Raw genomic sequence first — 15,976 nt, 5'->3', positions numbered from 1 at the left:
GATATGATTTCCTTTATTGTCCAATCGAAAAAATATTTTGTCAAGAGATCAAAACGTGGTAACATAGGGGTTGTGCAAATTATTGCAACGGGAAATACAGGTGTGCAAATTTTTTCATATAAAGGGGTATCGGGATGCAGAAGGTGCTGATTATAGGTGCTGGTAAAGGAGGCACGGCGCTCCTACAGATTTTGATGAAAACAAAGCTGATCCGGATTATTGCGGTGGTTGATCAAGATCCGGAGGCGCAAGGGCTGCAAGAAGCCCGGAAATATGGAATTGCAACCTCATCAGATTGGAAACCCTACATAACTGAAGATATAGATATTATCATCCATACAACAGGCGATAAAGCGGTCATGGATGAGCTGCTCCATGAAAAAAAAGAACAAACCATCGTCATGCCGGGAAAATTGGCGTACATGGTGTTTCAGCTGATGGAGGAAAAACAGCAGCTTATCCAAATGCTGAAGTCGCAGACGTATAAGCATGACCGGATTTTTAATTCAACGCACGACGGCATGATATTTATAGGCGTCAACGAAACGATCATTTTATTTAATCAGATGGCAGAAAAAATGGTCGGCCAAAAACGGGAGGATGTCATCGGCCGCCCAATTAAAGATGTAGTGCCGAACACAAAGCTGCCGCGGATTCTGGAAACGAGAGAGCCGGAATATAACCAGAAGCAGCTTCTCGGAAAGCACCTGCAGATTGTCACGACAAGACTGCCGATCATTGATGAAGGCGGAAAACTTCTCGGCGCGTTATGCGTGTTTAAAGACATCACCGACGCAGTTGAACTGGCGGAAGAGGTCACGAACTTAAAACAAATCCGCACCATGCTTGAAGCGATTATACAATCATCAGACGAGGCCATTTCTGTCGTTGATGAAAACGGCATCGGAATGTTAATCAACAAAGCGTATACAAAAATGACCGGGCTGTCAGAAAGCGAAGTCATCGGAAAACCCGCTTCCACCGATATCTCAGAAGGGGAAAGCATGCACCTGAAAGTATTGGGGACAAGGCGGCCCGTGCGGGGTGTGAGGATGAAGGTCGGCCCCAATAAAAAGGATGTCATCGTAAATGTTGCCCCCGTTATTGTGGACGGTATTTTAAAAGGCAGCGTCGGCGTCATTCACGATGTGTCAGAAATTAAAACGCTGACTGCTGAGCTGAATCGGGCGCGCCAGATCATCCGCACGCTTGAAGCGAAATACACGTTTGATGACATTATCGGCACGAGTGAACAAATGCTCGTCGCCCTTGAACAGGCGAAGCTCGGGGCGAAAACGCCGGCGACGATTCTGCTGCGGGGTGAATCCGGCACAGGGAAAGAACTTTTCGCCCACGCCATCCATAATGAAAGCGACCGAAAATACAATAAGTTCATTCGGGTCAATTGTGCGGCCTTGTCTGAATCCCTGCTAGAATCCGAGCTTTTCGGCTATGAGGAAGGCGCGTTTACGGGCGCGAGGCGCGGAGGCAAAAAAGGACTTTTTGAGGAAGCGAATAACGGCAGCATTTTCTTAGATGAAATCGGAGAGCTGACCCAAAGCACCCAGGCAAAGCTGCTCAGAGTTCTGCAAGAAAAAGAAATTATCAGAGTCGGCGGCGCTAAAGCGATTTCTGTCAATGTCAGAATTATCGCAGCGACAAACGTCAATATCGAAAAGGCCATGGCGGAAGGCGCGTTCCGTGAAGACCTGTATTACCGGATTAACCGCTATCCGATCTCAATCCCGCCGCTTCGGCAGCGCAAAGAAGATATTGAAGCGCTGAGCATTCGGCTCATTGAAAAAATCAATCAGGATTACGGCCGCAATGTAAAGGGGCTCACGCCGAACGCGCTGCGAGCTTTATCAGCCTACAGCTGGCCGGGAAACGTCCGGGAGCTTGAAAATGTTCTCGGACGGGCAATGATATTTTTAGAGCCGCACATGGAACGGATCGAACAGCAGCATCTGCCTGTTTTTGAATCAGAGCTGAATGAAAAAAACGGCACCCAAAGTGATTTTCCGGATGTGGAAGGGGAAAAGCTGTCTCAGGCTGTTGAAAAATTTGAAGCGCACGTCATTCAAAAAACGCTTGAAAAGCATAAATTCAACCGAACCAAAACGGCAAAAGCGCTTGGTGTCAGCATTCGGAACCTGTACTACAAAATGGACAAGTACGGCCTTGCAAATGACGGCATGCAATAAATTGCAGAGAAAGCGCAAACAGCTGCATGTTTTCTTGAAAAAAGCCGGAATAAACCCTCCCGCATATTTGGCACGGAACTTGCATTGTTAAAAGCGGATTCGCACAAGGAAGGTGGTACAAAATGAAGCTGAGAGACCTAGTTGAAAAAGCCGCGGCAAAAAACGCAAAAACCATTGCAGTGGCCCACGCAGCAGATAAAGAAGTGATCCAGGCCGTCAAAATGGCGGCAGAACACTTGTCGGCACGATTTTTACTGACGGGTGACAGCGGAAAGCTGAAAGAGCTTCTGGCAAATGAGCCGAAGTTCAATGCTGAAATCATCCACGCTGATTCACCCGAAGAATCTGCGGCAAAAGCAGTGCGCGCAGTGCGTGAACAAGAGGCGGACGTTTTAATGAAAGGGAATCTCCCGAGCTCAACTCTTCTGAAATCGGTTTTAAACCGCCATGAAGGGCTTCGTTCAAAAAGGGTGTTGTCACATGTAGCCGTTTTTGAGGTGCCGGACTATGACCGGCTGATGTATGTGACTGATTCAGCGCTGAACATTGCCCCGTCTCTTGAAGAGCTCGGGCATATTCTGCAAAATGCGGTTCACGTCGCACATTCAGTAGGGAACCCTATGCCGAAAGCCGCAGTCCTTGCCGCTATTGAAACGGTTAATCCGAAAATGGAGGCGACGCTGAACGCGGCTGCGATCGTCCAAATGTGCAACAGAGGACAGATTACCGGCTGCATTGCGGACGGACCGCTTGCTTTGGATAATGCCGTATCCCAAGCGGCTGCGCTGCAAAAAGGGATTTCCGGAAGCGTAGCGGGCCAGGCGGATATTCTCTTGGTTCCTTCAATCGAGGCCGGAAATATGCTTTATAAGTCAATGATTTATTTTGCGAAAGCAAATGTTGCTGCCGTCATCGCCGGTGCAAAAGCGCCGATCGCATTAACGAGCAGAGCGGATACCGCAGAAAATAAACTGTATTCAATTGCGCTTGCGATTTGCGCATCACAAGAACAGTAGGAGGAACGAACCTATGGAAATTTTTAAATATATGGAGACTTATGATTACGAACAATTGGTATTCTGCCAAGATGAACAATCCGGATTAAAAGCGATCATCGCGATTCATGATACGACGCTCGGCCCAGCACTCGGCGGAACAAGAATGTGGACATATGACAGTGAAGAAGCGGCGATTGAAGATGCACTAAGACTCGCAAAAGGCATGACTTATAAAAATGCGGCTGCCGGTTTAAACTTAGGCGGCGGGAAAACGGTTATTATCGGAGACCCGCGCAAAGATAAAAATGAAGAAATGTTCCGCGCGTTCGGCCGCTACATCCAAGGCTTAAACGGAAGGTATATTACGGCGGAAGACGTCGGCACCACCGTTGAAGATATGGACATCATTCATGATGAAACAGACTATGTAACCGGAATTTCTCCGGCATTCGGTTCATCAGGAAATCCGTCCCCGGTTACGGCATACGGCGTCTACAAAGGGATGAAAGCCGCAGCGAAAGCGGCGTTTGGCACTGATTCACTGGAAGGTAAAACAATTGCCGTGCAAGGCGTGGGAAATGTGGCTTACAATCTATGCCGCCACCTTCACGAAGAAGGCGCTTCTTTAATCGTAACGGATATCAATAAAGAATCTGTTAAACGTGCCGTTGAGGACTTCGGCGCCCGCGCAGTTGATCCCGACGACATTTACTCACAGGCGTGCGATATTTATGCCCCATGTGCTCTCGGCGCCGTCATTAACGATGACACGATTAAACAGCTGAAGGCGAAAGTCATTGCGGGAGCGGCCAATAACCAGCTGAAAGAAACACGTCACGGCGATACCATTCATGAAATGGGAATCGTGTACGCTCCGGATTATGTCATCAATGCAGGCGGCGTCATCAATGTGGCCGATGAGCTTTACGGCTACAATGCTGAGCGGGCTTTGAAAAAGGTTGAAGGCATCTATGCAAACATTGAGCGGGTGCTCGATATTTCCGCGCGTGACGGCATTCCGACATACTTAGCGGCTGACCGTCTGGCTGAGGAACGAATTGAGCGCATGCGCCGTTCAAGAAGCCAGTTTCTGCAAAACGGCCAAAGTATATTAAGCAGACGATAGGAATTTGATCTGGAGGTATGAAAATGTTCGAAAAGGAAAAACGCATTCTCATTCTGAATCCAGGCTCAACATCAACGAAAATCGGTGTCTTTCACAATGAACGCTGTATCTTTGAAAAGACGCTGCGGCATCCCGAAGAAGAGCTGAAAACATTTAACAGCATTATCGACCAATACGAATTTCGAAAAATAAGCATTCTTGAGTCTTTGCACGAACAGGGCATCAACATTTCAAAGTTCGATGCCGTTTGTGCCAGGGGCGGCCTGCTCAGACCGATTGAGGGCGGCACATATGAAGTAAATGACGCCATGATCACTGATTTGAAAAACGGCTACAACGGCCAGCATGCTTCTAATCTGGGCGGAATTATTGCCAGGGAAATAGCTGACGGATTAAATATCCCCGCGTATATCGTCGATCCGGTCGTGGTGGATGAGATGACTCCGCTCGCTAAAGTATCAGGAATGCCTGAAATCAAGCGGAAAAGCATTTTCCATGCTTTGAACCAAAAAGCTGTTGCCCGTCAGGCGGCGGCGTCCCTCGGCAAACGGTATGAACAGATGAAGATGATCGTCACTCATATGGGCGGCGGCACCACAGTCGGTGTCCATGATTGCGGACGGGTGACGGATGTCAACAACGGGCTTCACGGAGAAGGACCCTTCAGCCCGGAGCGCGCGGGAACCGTTCCGGCGGGTGATTTGGTGGAAATGTGTTTTTCCGGCAAGTATTCAAAAGCCGATATGATGAAAAAACTTGTCGGCACGGGCGGACTCTCCGGCTACCTGGGAACAACGGACGCAGTGAAGGTGGAAAAACGCATTCAGGCCGGAGATGAAAACGCGCGTCTCATTTATGACGCAATGGCTTATCAAGTAGCAAAAGAAATCGGGGCGGCAAGCGCCGTTTTAAAAGGAAAAGTAGACATTATCGTCCTGACGGGCGGATTGGCGTACGGGAAAAGTTTCGTATCCGCCATCAGATCGTACATAGATTGGATTTCGGATGTACTGGTGTACCCGGGAGAAAATGAACTGCAATCTCTCGCGCAAGGCGCGCTTCGGGTTTTAGCCGGTGAGGAGCAGTCAAAGCAATATCAGATCGGCGAAGGAGTGAAAACAAATGGCGACTGAGTATGATGTGGTCATTCTGGGCGGCGGCACGGGCGGTTATGTAGCCGCCATCAGAGCGGCCCAGCTCGGCTTAAAAACGGCCGTTGTAGAAAAAGAAAAGCTCGGCGGAACATGCCTGCATAAAGGATGTATCCCGAGTAAGGCGCTGTTAAGAAGCGCGGAAGTGTACCGAACCGCAAAGGAAGCGGCAGCATTCGGCATTGAAACGGAAGGTGTCTCCCTCCGCTTTGACAGCGTGCAAAAACGAAAGCAGGGAATCGTTGACCGGCTGGCCGGCGGTGTCGCCCACTTGATGAAAAAGGGGAAGATTGATGTATTCAACGGGTACGGACGTATGCTCGGCCCTTCCATCTTCTCACCTCTTCCCGGTACGGTTTCCGTCGAATACGCAAATGGTGAAGAAAACGACATGCTGATACCGAAACAATTGATTATCGCAACCGGTTCAAGGCCGAAAATGCTGCCGGGTTTAGAAGCAGACGGTACATATATTCTGACATCAGATGAAGCGTTAGAGCTTGAACGTCTGCCCCATTCCATGATGATCGTCGGCGGCGGTGTCATCGGAATTGAATGGGCATCTATGCTGAACGATTTCGGCGTCAATATCACTGTGATTGAATATGCGGCCCGCATTTTGCCGACGGAAGACCGTGATATTTCAAACGAGATGGAAAAACTGTTAACGAAAAAAGGAATTAAGATCGTGACGGGTGCGAAAGTGCTTCCGGATACATTGGAAAAAGCGGACGGCGTTTCAATTGCCGCTGAAAAGAATGGAAAAAAAGAAACGTATCACGCGGAACAAATGCTTGTTTCCATCGGCCGCCAGCCGAACATTGAAGGGATCGGGCTTGAAAACACGGATATTGAAGCGGAAAACGGTTCTATCATCGTGAACGAAGCCGGGCAGACGAAGGAATCGCACATTTATGCGATCGGTGATGTTGTCGGCGGGCTGCAGCTTGCGCATGTGGCCTCCCGTGAGGGCATCATTGCCGTTGAGCATATGGCGGGTCTTAATCCGGCTCCGCTTGATGCCGCTCTTGTGCCGAAATGTATTTATTCAAATCCGGAAGCGGCGAGCGTCGGTCTGACAGAAGAGGAAGCTCTTCGAAAAGGGCATGACCTGAAGATCGGGAAGTTTCCGTTCATGGCGATCGGAAAGGCTCTTGTATACGGAGAAAGCGACGGCTTTGTCAAAATCGTCGCCGATCGGAATACAGATGATATTCTCGGTGTTCATATGATCGGCCCGCACGTCACCGATATGATCTCTGAAGCGGGGCTTGCCAAGGTGCTCGACGCGACGCCTTGGGAAATCGGCCAATCCATACATCCGCATCCGTCGCTGTCAGAAGCGATTGGAGAAGCTGCGTTAGCCGCAGACGGAAACGCGATTCATTTTTAAAAGGAAAGAAGGAGGGGTTTGAATGACTACAAACCGCCATCAAGCATTAGGGCTCTCTGACGAAGAAGCCGTTGAAATGTATAGAACCATGCTGTTAGCCAGAAAAATCGACGAAAGAATGTGGCTCTTAAACCGCTCGGGCAAAATTCCGTTCGTTGTTTCATGTCAAGGACAGGAAGCGGCACAAGTAGGCGCGGCCTATGCCTTAAACCGTGATACCGACTATGTGCTTCCGTACTATAGAGATATAGGGGTTGTGCTTGCATTCGGTATGACTGCAAAGGATTTGATGATGTCGGGTTTTGCGAAAGCAGCTGACCCGAACTCAGGCGGAAGGCAGATGCCGGGCCACTTCGGGCAAAAGGAAAACAGAATCGTAACGGGCTCATCCCCTGTTACGACGCAGGTTCCTCATGCAGTCGGAATCGCGCTTGCGGGACGCATGGATAAAAAGGATATCGTCTCTTTTGTTACCTTTGGAGAAGGATCTTCCAACCAGGGGGATTTTCACGAAGGGGCAAACTTTGCCGCCGTGTATAAACTGCCGGTCATTTTCATGTGTGAAAACAATAAGTATGCCATTTCTGTCCCGTATGACAAACAGGTGGCGTGCGAGAAAATATCCGACCGGGCGGCAGGCTACGGCATGCCGGGAGTCACTGTTGACGGAAACGACCTGCTGGAAGTTTACCGAGTCGTAAAAGAAGCGCGCGAACGGGCGTCTAAAGGCGAAGGCCCTACATTAATAGAAACGGTTTCCTACCGTTTGACGCCGCATTCCAGCGATGACGACGACAGCAGCTACAGAGAACGCGAAGAAGTAGAAGAAGCGAAGAAACAAGATCCGCTTCTTTTATACAAAGCATACTTGCAAGAAGCCGGGCTTCTAGGTGAAGAAGAAGAAAAGACCATGCTGGATGACATCATGGCTATCGTAAACGAAGCGACAGACGAAGCGGAGAAAGCGCCATACGCATCTCCTGAATCAACGCTTGATCACGTTTATGCGAAGTAGGGAGGAATACTTATGTCTGTAATGTCTTATATTGACAGTATTAATGCAGCAATGAAAGAAGAAATGGAAAGAGATCCGCGCGTGTTTGTTCTCGGGGAAGACGTCGGGAGAAAAGGCGGCGTGTTTAAAGCCACGGCGGGTCTCTATGAACAGTTCGGAGAAGAGCGGGTGATGGATACGCCGCTTGCTGAATCAGCGATTGCCGGTGTCGGGATCGGCGCCGCGATGTACGGCATGCGCCCGATTGCCGAGATGCAGTTTGCTGATTTCATTCTGCCTGCGGTCAACCAAATCATTTCAGAAGCGGCAAAAATACGCTACCGTTCAAACAATGATTGGAGCTGTCCGATGGTCATCAGAGCGCCTTACGGCGGCGGCGTGCACGGCGCGTTGTATCATTCCCAATCTGTGGAGGCCATTTTTGCCAACCAGCCGGGCCTTAAAATTGTCATGCCTTCAACTCCTTATGACGCAAAAGGGCTGTTGAAAGCTGCAGTCCGTGACGAAGATCCGGTGCTGTTTTTCGAACATAAGAGGGCGTACCGTCTGATTAAAGGCGAAGTCCCTGCGGATGATTACGTCCTTCCGATCGGAAAGGCGGATGTAAAACGCGAAGGCAGCGACATTACTGTCATTACGTACGGATTATGCGTCCATTTTGCTCTGCAGGCTGCCGAGCGTCTTGAAAAAGACGGAATTTCCGCACACGTATTAGACTTGCGTACGGTTTATCCGTTAGATAAAGAAGCCATCATTGAAGCCGCGTCTAAAACAGGAAAAGTATTGCTGATCACAGAAGATACGAAAGAAGGCGGTATTATGAGCGAGGTCGCCGCCATTATTTCTGAAAACTGCTTATTTGATTTAGACGCGCCGATCAAGCGGCTTGCAGGTCCTGATGTTCCGGCAATGCCTTATGCGCCGGCAATGGAAAAATACTTCATGATGAATCCTGACAAAGCAGAAGCCGCGATGAGAGAATTAGCGGAGTTTTAAAGACGTAAGGAGGTTTTTGACATGGCGATTGAAAAAATGGCTATGCCTCAGCTCGGAGAGAGCGTGACGGAAGGGACGATCAGCAAGTGGCTGGTATCCCCCGGTGATCAAGTGAATAAATATGACCCCATCGCGGAGGTCATGACAGATAAAGTGAATGCGGAGGTGCCGTCTTCTTTTACCGGTACGATTACAGAACTTGTAGGAGAAGAAGGCCAGACTCTTGCAGTCGGCGAGATCATCTGCAAAATTGAAACAGAAGAAACGGAAACCGAAGCGGCGCCGAAGCGGGAAGAAGAGCAGAATACCCCTTCAGACACCGGTGCAAACCGTCAAGGTAAAGACCAGTCAAATAAAGCGCGTTATTCGCCGGCCGTGCTCAGATTAGCGGGAGAACACGGCATTCAGCTTGAAGAAGTTGAAGGAACGGGTGCAGGCGGAAGAATTACGCGAAAAGACATTCAAAAAATCATTGATTCGGGAATACAGCAGAAGTCGGAAGCACCGGCGCCGGCTGCCGTTCAAACAACGCAACAAGCGCCGAAACAACAGCAAAAACAAGCGCCGGCACCAGCTCTGTCAGCCGGTGATATTGAAATTCCGGTTACAGGCGTCAGAAAAGCCATCGCCGCCAATATGCATAAAAGCAAAACAGAAATTCCGCATGCCTGGACGATGATGGAAGTCGACGTCACGAACATGACGGCGTACAGAAACAGCATTAAAGACTCATTTAAACAGAAAGAAGGCTTTAATTTAACATTTTTCGCTTTCTTTGTAAAAGCGGCGGCGCAGGCTCTCAAAGAGTTCCCGCAGATGAACAGCATGTGGGCGGGAGACAAAATCGTCCAAAAGAAAGACATCAACATCTCCATTGCCGTTGCCACGGAAGATTCGCTGTTTGTTCCGGTTATTAAGCATGCTGATGAAAAAACGATTAAAGGCATAGCCAGAGAAATAACGGATCTTGCGAAAAAAGTGAGAAACGGAAAACTTACTGCGGAAGATATGCAGGGCGGCACATTTACCGTCAATAACACGGGATCTTTCGGCTCAGTTCAATCTATGGGCATTATCAACCATCCGCAGGCGGCGATTCTTCAGGTAGAATCTATCGTCAAACGTCCGGTTGTCATGAATAACGGGATGATCGCCGTTCGTGATATGGTTAATCTTTGCCTGTCTTTAGATCACAGGGTGCTCGACGGGCTCGTGTGCGGCCGATTCCTAGGACGCGTCAAAGAGATCTTAGAAAACATTGATGAACATACTTCCGTCTATTAAAAAAACTCCTTTTGCCCGGGCGGCAAAAGGAGCTTTTTTATTTTTATTGTGAATCCTCGGGAACAAGCATAGTGAGATGATGTTTTTTCACTTCGATCGTACAAGGTGTTGTTCCGTATACCTCGCCATCTGTATCCGCGTCCATTTCACGTCCGGTTTCGATTTCAATCCTGGAGGCCTGAATATAGGACAGCTCCCCTTTGAAATCATCAAACGAACCCTGCTCCATCGTCATCAGCTCCCGCAGCGCGGCAAGGCTTGTGTTGCGGCAGATTAACACATCGGCTAAGCCGTCCCGGAGGCTGGCATCAGGCAGGGGAACTCTGTTTGTCCCGATATAATGCCCATTCATGACAAGCACCATTACGGCTTCGTCTTCTTTCACCTCGCCGTCAATCGTCAATTTGACAGGAAACGGGTTCGCACTTGTCATCGTCCGCAAGGCGCTCGTGAAGTAGCTGATTTTACCAAGCCATGCTTTTTCAGTTTCATTGATATGGCTTGATGCTTCGGTGATCAGTCCGATGCCCCAGAAGTTCAGAAAATAGCCGTCATCCGTTTTACAGACGTCAATCATCCGTTTACGTCCGGCCGCGAGCGCTTCAGCGGCCTTTTGGAGGTTTTGCGGGATGCCGAGCGCCCGGGAGAAATCGTTGCACGTTCCTCCCGGCAAAATGCCGACAGCGGGTCTGTGATCAAGCTTGCTGATGCTGTTGATGCATTGATGCACAGTGCCGTCTCCGCCTAAAATATATAAATGGTCAACTGAACTGTCGAGATTTTCACAATACTGACGGGCGTCATCCTGATGTTTGGTCGGTTTAATCAGAAGTTCGTCAGCTGACTGGGCCAAAATGGGGATGACCGTGCCGAGCGTTTTATCAATCTGCTTTTGACCGGCGTTTCCGTTATAAATTAAAACTGCTTTCCGTTGGCTCATATGACTGCTCCTTTATTTCAGACAATCTCCTTACCAAGTTTCCCGTTTTTAAAGGGTCATAAACTTACATCGGGAACATAAAAGGGACAAAAAACAATTGGATATGAGCGGTGTCATTTGCCGATAGGGAGGTTCCTTGCTATCATAAGAAGAGATGATCAAAAAGGAGAGGTCCCAGTTGAATATGGATTTTAATTTATTTATGAATGATGTCGTGCGTCAAGCCCGCCAGGAAATCACGGCCGCCGGGTATACAGAGCTGAAAACCGCTGAGGAAGTGGACGAAGCGCTTTCGAAAAAAGGAACGACACTCGTCATGGTCAACTCTGTGTGCGGATGCGCAGGCGGTATTGCAAGGCCTGCCGCGTACCATTCCGTACATTACGATAAACGCCCGGATCAGCTTGTGACGGTATTTGCCGGACAGGATAAAGAAGCGACAGCCAAAGCGAGAGAATACTTTGAAGGCTATCCGCCGTCCTCTCCGTCATTTGCCATTTTAAAAGACGGGAAAATCATGAAAATGGTGGAACGCCATGAAATTGAAGGCCATGAGCCGATGGCCGTCGTCACAAAACTGCAGGAAGCATTTGAAGAATATTGTGAAGAAGTATAAGTGAAAGAAAAACCCCGGAGCCAAGCGCTTGCGGGGTTTTTTTATATGGAATCTGTATAAATATAAATATTTATACATCGGTGTTCAGCTGTCACTAATCTGAAAAACAATGACTATAATAAACACAGAAAGGAAAATATATTTTTCAAAAATAGTATTGCATCACAATTAAAAAGTGTTTAAAATACAAGTTAACGAATAAATATTCAAATTTAAGAGATCAGTAGATATGGGGGAAATGAATCATGAAGAAATGGCTGTTGGTATTAGCTGCCGCATGTATCACCTTTGCGCTGTCCGCCTGCGGATCAGGCAATTCAGGCTCAGAAGGCGGAAAGAACAAGCTGATTATGGGTACATCGGCTGACTATAAACCATTTGAATATAAAGACGGCGATCAGATCACCGGGTTTGACGTTGATCTGGCAAAAGCTCTGGGCAAAAAGACCGGCTATGACGTTGAGGTGCAGGACATGGACTTCAACAGCCTGATTACAGCCTTGAAGTCCAAGCAGGTAGATATGATTTTATCTGGAATGACACCTACGCCGGAACGGAAAAAGCAAGTTGATTTTTCTGATATTTATTATACTGCTAACAATATGATCGTTACGAAAAAGGGAAGCAGCATTAAATCCCTGAATGATCTGAAAGGCAAAACCATCGGTGTTCAGCTCGGCTCCATTCAAGAGGAAAAAGGCAAGAAGCTCGCTTCGAAATACGGTTTTCAGCTCGAAGACCGCAACCGGATCTCAGACTTAACCGAAGAGATCAAATCCGGGCGTTTTGATGCCGCGATTATCGAAGACATCGTAGCACAAGGCTATTTCAGTTCAAATCAAGATCTGCAGGGCTTTGCGTCAGCAGATGCGAAATCAGACGAATCGGGTTCCGCGATTGCGTTCCGCAAAGACAGTGATCTGACAGCGAAGTTCAACAAAGCGCTGAAAGAAATGGAGAAAAACGGAGAAATCGAAAAACTGAAGAAAAAATGGTTCACCAACGAGAAATAAAAGAAAGCTCAACTTTTCGTTGAGCTTTTTATCTTGAATAAAGACAAAGGAGATCACACGTATGAATTTGGATTTCTCAGCGACAATCCCCCAAATTCCTTTTATATTGGAAGGCCTTGCGGTCACATTGAAAATTGTGCTCGTTTCAGCGGTCATCGGTCTTGTATTAGGCATCGTGCTCAGCTTATTTAAAATCAGCACGATCAGTCCGCTGAAATGGATTGCGGATTTTTATACTTCGATATTCCGCGGCACGCCGCTCGTGCTGCAGCTGATGATCATCTATTTCGGTATGCCGCAGCTCCTTGGCTTTCAGATCGATCAATTTTGGGCGGCGGTCACCGCATTATCGCTCAATTCAGCCGCTTACGTCTCTGAAATTATCAGAGCGGGAATCAACGCAATTGACAAAGGACAAAAAGAGGCTGCCGTCGCTCTCGGCGTGCCGTACGGAAAAATGATGAAAGATCTGCTGCTGCCGCAGGCGTTTAAAAACATTTCTCCGGCTATTATTAACGAATTAATCACCTTAACGAAAGAATCGGCGATCGTCACAGTTATCGGTCTTGGCGACATTATGAGACGGGCCTACCAGTCCGGCGCCGCAACATACAACTATTTAGAACCTCTTATTGTGGCGGGCTTAATCTATTACGTGCTCGTTTTGATCTTAGCATTCATCGGAAAAGGCGTAGAAAGGAAGCTGAAAGCCAATGATTAAGGTCGACAACCTGTCAAAATCATTCGGGAAACATGAAGTACTGAAAAACATTTCAACACAGATCGAAGAAGGGGAAGTCGTCGCTGTCATCGGCCCTTCCGGTTCCGGCAAATCAACGTTTCTGCGCTGCTTAAATCTTCTGGAAACCCCGAGCGGCGGAACGATTGCCATTAAAGAAAATGAAATTACCGCCTCTAAAACGAATAAACTGAAAGTGCGGGAAAATATCGGCATGGTATTTCAGCATTTTCATTTGTTTCCTCATAAAACGGTGCTTGAAAATATCACATACGCGCCGGTCAGCGTGAAGAAAGAGTCTAAACAGGAGGCGGAGGAAAAGGCGTGCGCTCTCCTTGAAAAAGTCGGACTGCTTGACAAACGGGACGACTATCCGAACCGTTTGTCAGGCGGGCAGAAGCAGCGGGTCGCCATCGCCCGGGCGCTTGCCATGAATCCTGACATCATGCTGTTTGATGAACCGACCTCGGCTCTTGACCCGGAAATGGTCAAAGAAGTTCTTGAGGTGATGAAAGAGCTTGCGCAGACGGGCATGACGATGGTGATCGTAACGCACGAAATGGGGTTTGCCAAAGAAGTCGCAGACCGCGTATTATTTATGGATGAAGGGACGATCGTGGAAGACGGGCAGCCGGAAGATTTTTTTCTTTCTCCGAAGTCAAAAAGAGCACAGGACTTTTTAGAAAAAATATTATAAAATATAACTGGAAGAAAAGAAGAAGAATGCTCTTCTTCTTTTTTTTGAGAAAGAAACAAACAGAATGGAGCAAGCAATGTTTAAAATCGGTTACCGGACACTAAAGACCGCACTTGGAACGGCGCTGGCCATTTATTTAGCCCAGCTGTTGCATCTGCAAAACTTCGCATCCGCAGGAATCATCACCATATTGTGCATCCAGATTACGCAAAAGCGGTCGCTTCAGGCCTCGTGGGCCCGATTTGCCGCCTGTTTATTGGCAATCGGCTTCTCATATGTCTTTTTCGGGCTGATCGGCTATTACCCGTTTGCGATCGGAATATTGCTGGTGCTGTTCATTCCGACTACAGTCGTTTTAAGAATAAACGAAGGGATCGTCACCAGCTCAGTAATCATTCTTCATTTATATATGTCCGGCGGCATTACGATGGCGTTTATCTGGAATGAGTTCCAGCTGATTACCGTAGGTATCGGCGTCGCGCTGTTAATGAATCTGTATATGCCGAGCCTCGACAGAAAACTCGCGGCGTACCGGAAAAAAATCGAGGACAACTTTTCCGTCATCTTCGCCGAAATCGAACGGTATTTGTTAACTGGTGAGCAAGATTGGTCGGGGAAAGAAATACCGGAGACGCATCAGATGATTCAAGAGGCGAAAAACCTCGCCTATCGGGACGTGCAGAATCATATTTTGCGCCATGAAAATCTCTACTATCATTATTTTAAGATGAGACAGAAACAATTTGAAATCATTGAACGGCTGCTGCCGAAGATTACCTCTATTTCAATAACGGTGGAGCAGGGCAAAATAATCGCCCATTTCATCCATGAATTAAGGGAAGCCATTCATCCCGGAAATACCGCTCATAAATTTTTAAAAAGACTTGCAGAAATGAGAACGGAATTTGAAGAAATGCCGCTCCCGGCAACGCGCGAGGAGTTTGAAGCTCGGGCGGCTTTGTTCCACCTCCTCGGTGAGATGGAACAATATCTCGTGATTAAAAGTTATTTCAAAGGCATCAAGCTGTAAAAAACATATGGATCAATCGCATGAGTCCTCCTTTCATTGGTCATTCTAATGAAAAAAGGAGGGGAGCCCATGCGATTTTTTTTATTGTCAGCCGCCCTGCTGATGTCTCCGCTTTGGCCGCTTGGCGCAAACCCTTTGCCGGGTGACCCTTATATTATCGTCAATAAAGCCACAAATGCGCTTGCTGTTGTGAAGGATAACCGAATAGAAGGCATTTATCAGGTGGCGACGGGAAAAACGGATGATTTGACGCCTGAAGGAGAATTTACGGTAACGGTCAAAGCCGTCAATCCGTATTACCGGAAGAAAAATGTAGAGGGAGGCGCGCCGGAAAACCCGCTCGGCGTCCGCTGGATCGGCTTTGACGCGAAAGGAACCGACGGCAGGATATACGGCATTCACGGAACAAACAGAGAAGAGCTGATCGGGGGGTTTGTGTCAAACGGCTGCATCCGTATGAAAAACCGGGATGTCATCCGTATTTTCCGGATTATCCCTCCCGGAACGAAAGTATTGATTACAAAAGAAAACCGCTCATTTGAGGATATTGCAATAGAGCGGAAAGCCCTCATAAAAAAGCAGGAAACCCCCTTGCAATGAGGCGCCTGCTTTTTTACCGCAAATACATCATAATGCCTGAGAGGAGGGTTGAAAGTATAAATACGCCCAAAATGACGATGACGGCGCTTTTCATAAATTTTTGAGACATTGTTTCACTCCTTAAGATTACTGTCTATCATTTTAACGTGTTTTGCTTGTATGAACAAGCCATAT

Annotated in this window: 16 protein-coding genes; 14 read left to right on the top strand and 2 right to left on the bottom strand. The window is 47.9% G+C overall.

Annotated elements, in window-relative coordinates:
- The first annotated feature begins 134 nt into the window (after positions 1 to 134).
- The 8 genes from SB847_RS07320 (at position 135) to SB847_RS07285 (ending at position 10,167) form a co-directional block, all read left to right on the top strand.
- Positions 135 to 2,204, top strand: coding sequence for a sigma 54-interacting transcriptional regulator (locus SB847_RS07320; protein WP_410561545.1), 2,070 nt, complete (start codon positions 135 to 137; stop codon positions 2,202 to 2,204).
- 122 nt (positions 2,205 to 2,326) lie between these two features.
- Positions 2,327 to 3,220, top strand: a complete 894-nt coding sequence (yqiS, locus tag SB847_RS07315; RefSeq protein ID WP_015417787.1) for a phosphate butyryltransferase — start codon at positions 2,327 to 2,329, stop codon at positions 3,218 to 3,220.
- A 13-nt stretch (positions 3,221 to 3,233) separates the two neighbouring features.
- Positions 3,234 to 4,328: a branched-chain amino acid dehydrogenase gene (gene bcd / locus SB847_RS07310; RefSeq protein ID WP_007612452.1), complete on the top strand. Its 1,095-nt coding sequence runs from the start codon at positions 3,234 to 3,236 to the stop codon at positions 4,326 to 4,328.
- 17 nt (positions 4,329 to 4,345) lie between these two features.
- On the top strand, positions 4,346 to 5,461 hold the full coding sequence (gene buk / locus SB847_RS07305; RefSeq protein ID WP_014721483.1) for a butyrate kinase: 1,116 nt from the start codon (positions 4,346 to 4,348) through the stop codon (positions 5,459 to 5,461).
- On the top strand, positions 5,451 to 6,872 hold the full coding sequence (gene lpdA / locus SB847_RS07300; protein WP_410561547.1) for a dihydrolipoyl dehydrogenase: 1,422 nt from the start codon (positions 5,451 to 5,453) through the stop codon (positions 6,870 to 6,872). Before buk ends, lpdA begins: the two co-directional genes overlap by 11 nt.
- Positions 6,873 to 6,894: 22 nt before the next feature.
- Positions 6,895 to 7,887, top strand: a complete 993-nt coding sequence (locus tag SB847_RS07295; RefSeq protein ID WP_032874085.1) for a thiamine pyrophosphate-dependent dehydrogenase E1 component subunit alpha — start codon at positions 6,895 to 6,897, stop codon at positions 7,885 to 7,887.
- A 12-nt stretch (positions 7,888 to 7,899) separates the two neighbouring features.
- Positions 7,900 to 8,883, top strand: coding sequence for a 3-methyl-2-oxobutanoate dehydrogenase subunit beta (gene bfmBAB / locus SB847_RS07290; protein WP_032874088.1), 984 nt, complete (start codon positions 7,900 to 7,902; stop codon positions 8,881 to 8,883).
- A gap of 21 nt (positions 8,884 to 8,904) precedes the next feature.
- Complete coding sequence (locus SB847_RS07285; RefSeq protein WP_410577498.1) at positions 8,905 to 10,167, top strand: dihydrolipoamide acetyltransferase family protein; 1,263 nt, start codon at positions 8,905 to 8,907, stop codon at positions 10,165 to 10,167.
- A gap of 43 nt (positions 10,168 to 10,210) precedes the next feature.
- On the opposite strand, the gene SB847_RS07280 is transcribed toward SB847_RS07285, so the two are convergent.
- Positions 10,211 to 11,107, bottom strand: a complete 897-nt coding sequence (locus tag SB847_RS07280) for a YegS/Rv2252/BmrU family lipid kinase (RefSeq protein ID WP_410577496.1) — start codon at positions 11,105 to 11,107, stop codon at positions 10,211 to 10,213.
- A gap of 178 nt (positions 11,108 to 11,285) precedes the next feature.
- Here SB847_RS07280 and brxB point away from each other — a divergent pair, with 178 nt between their 5' ends.
- The 6 genes from brxB to SB847_RS07250 all read left to right on the top strand — a co-directional run bounded on the left by brxB (position 11,286) and on the right by SB847_RS07250 (position 15,802).
- Positions 11,286 to 11,723, top strand: a complete 438-nt coding sequence (gene brxB / locus SB847_RS07275) for a bacilliredoxin BrxB (RefSeq protein ID WP_003153223.1) — start codon at positions 11,286 to 11,288, stop codon at positions 11,721 to 11,723.
- Between the two features lie 245 nt (positions 11,724 to 11,968).
- Positions 11,969 to 12,736: an arginine ABC transporter substrate-binding protein ArtP gene (artP, locus tag SB847_RS07270; RefSeq protein WP_082998722.1), complete on the top strand. Its 768-nt coding sequence runs from the start codon at positions 11,969 to 11,971 to the stop codon at positions 12,734 to 12,736.
- 61 nt (positions 12,737 to 12,797) lie between these two features.
- On the top strand, positions 12,798 to 13,457 hold the full coding sequence (gene artQ / locus SB847_RS07265; RefSeq protein ID WP_003153227.1) for an arginine ABC transporter permease ArtQ: 660 nt from the start codon (positions 12,798 to 12,800) through the stop codon (positions 13,455 to 13,457).
- Positions 13,450 to 14,172 carry an arginine ABC transporter ATP-binding protein ArtM gene (gene artM / locus SB847_RS07260; protein ID WP_410561554.1) on the top strand — a complete coding sequence of 241 codons (723 nt, stop codon included), beginning with the start codon at positions 13,450 to 13,452 and terminating at the stop codon, positions 14,170 to 14,172. Before artQ ends, artM begins: the two co-directional genes overlap by 8 nt.
- Before the next feature lie 76 nt (positions 14,173 to 14,248).
- Positions 14,249 to 15,202, top strand: a complete 954-nt coding sequence (locus tag SB847_RS07255; protein WP_410563144.1) for an aromatic acid exporter family protein — start codon at positions 14,249 to 14,251, stop codon at positions 15,200 to 15,202.
- Between the two features lie 69 nt (positions 15,203 to 15,271).
- A complete protein-coding gene (locus SB847_RS07250) occupies positions 15,272 to 15,802 on the top strand; it encodes a L,D-transpeptidase (RefSeq protein WP_044802582.1) in 531 nt (176 codons plus the stop codon).
- 13 nt (positions 15,803 to 15,815) lie between these two features.
- On the opposite strand, the gene prli42 is transcribed toward SB847_RS07250, so the two are convergent.
- Complete coding sequence (gene prli42 / locus SB847_RS07245; protein WP_007408390.1) at positions 15,816 to 15,911, bottom strand: stressosome-associated protein Prli42; 96 nt, start codon at positions 15,909 to 15,911, stop codon at positions 15,816 to 15,818.
- Positions 15,912 to 15,976: the final 65 nt, after the last annotated feature.

The sequence above is a fragment of the Bacillus sp. SIMBA_026 genome (assembly GCF_046535335.1).
GTDB lineage: Bacteria > Bacillota > Bacilli > Bacillales > Bacillaceae > Bacillus > Bacillus velezensis.
The sequence above is the reverse complement of the archived record's forward strand: the minus strand, read 5'-3'. Positions and strand labels throughout refer to the sequence as shown.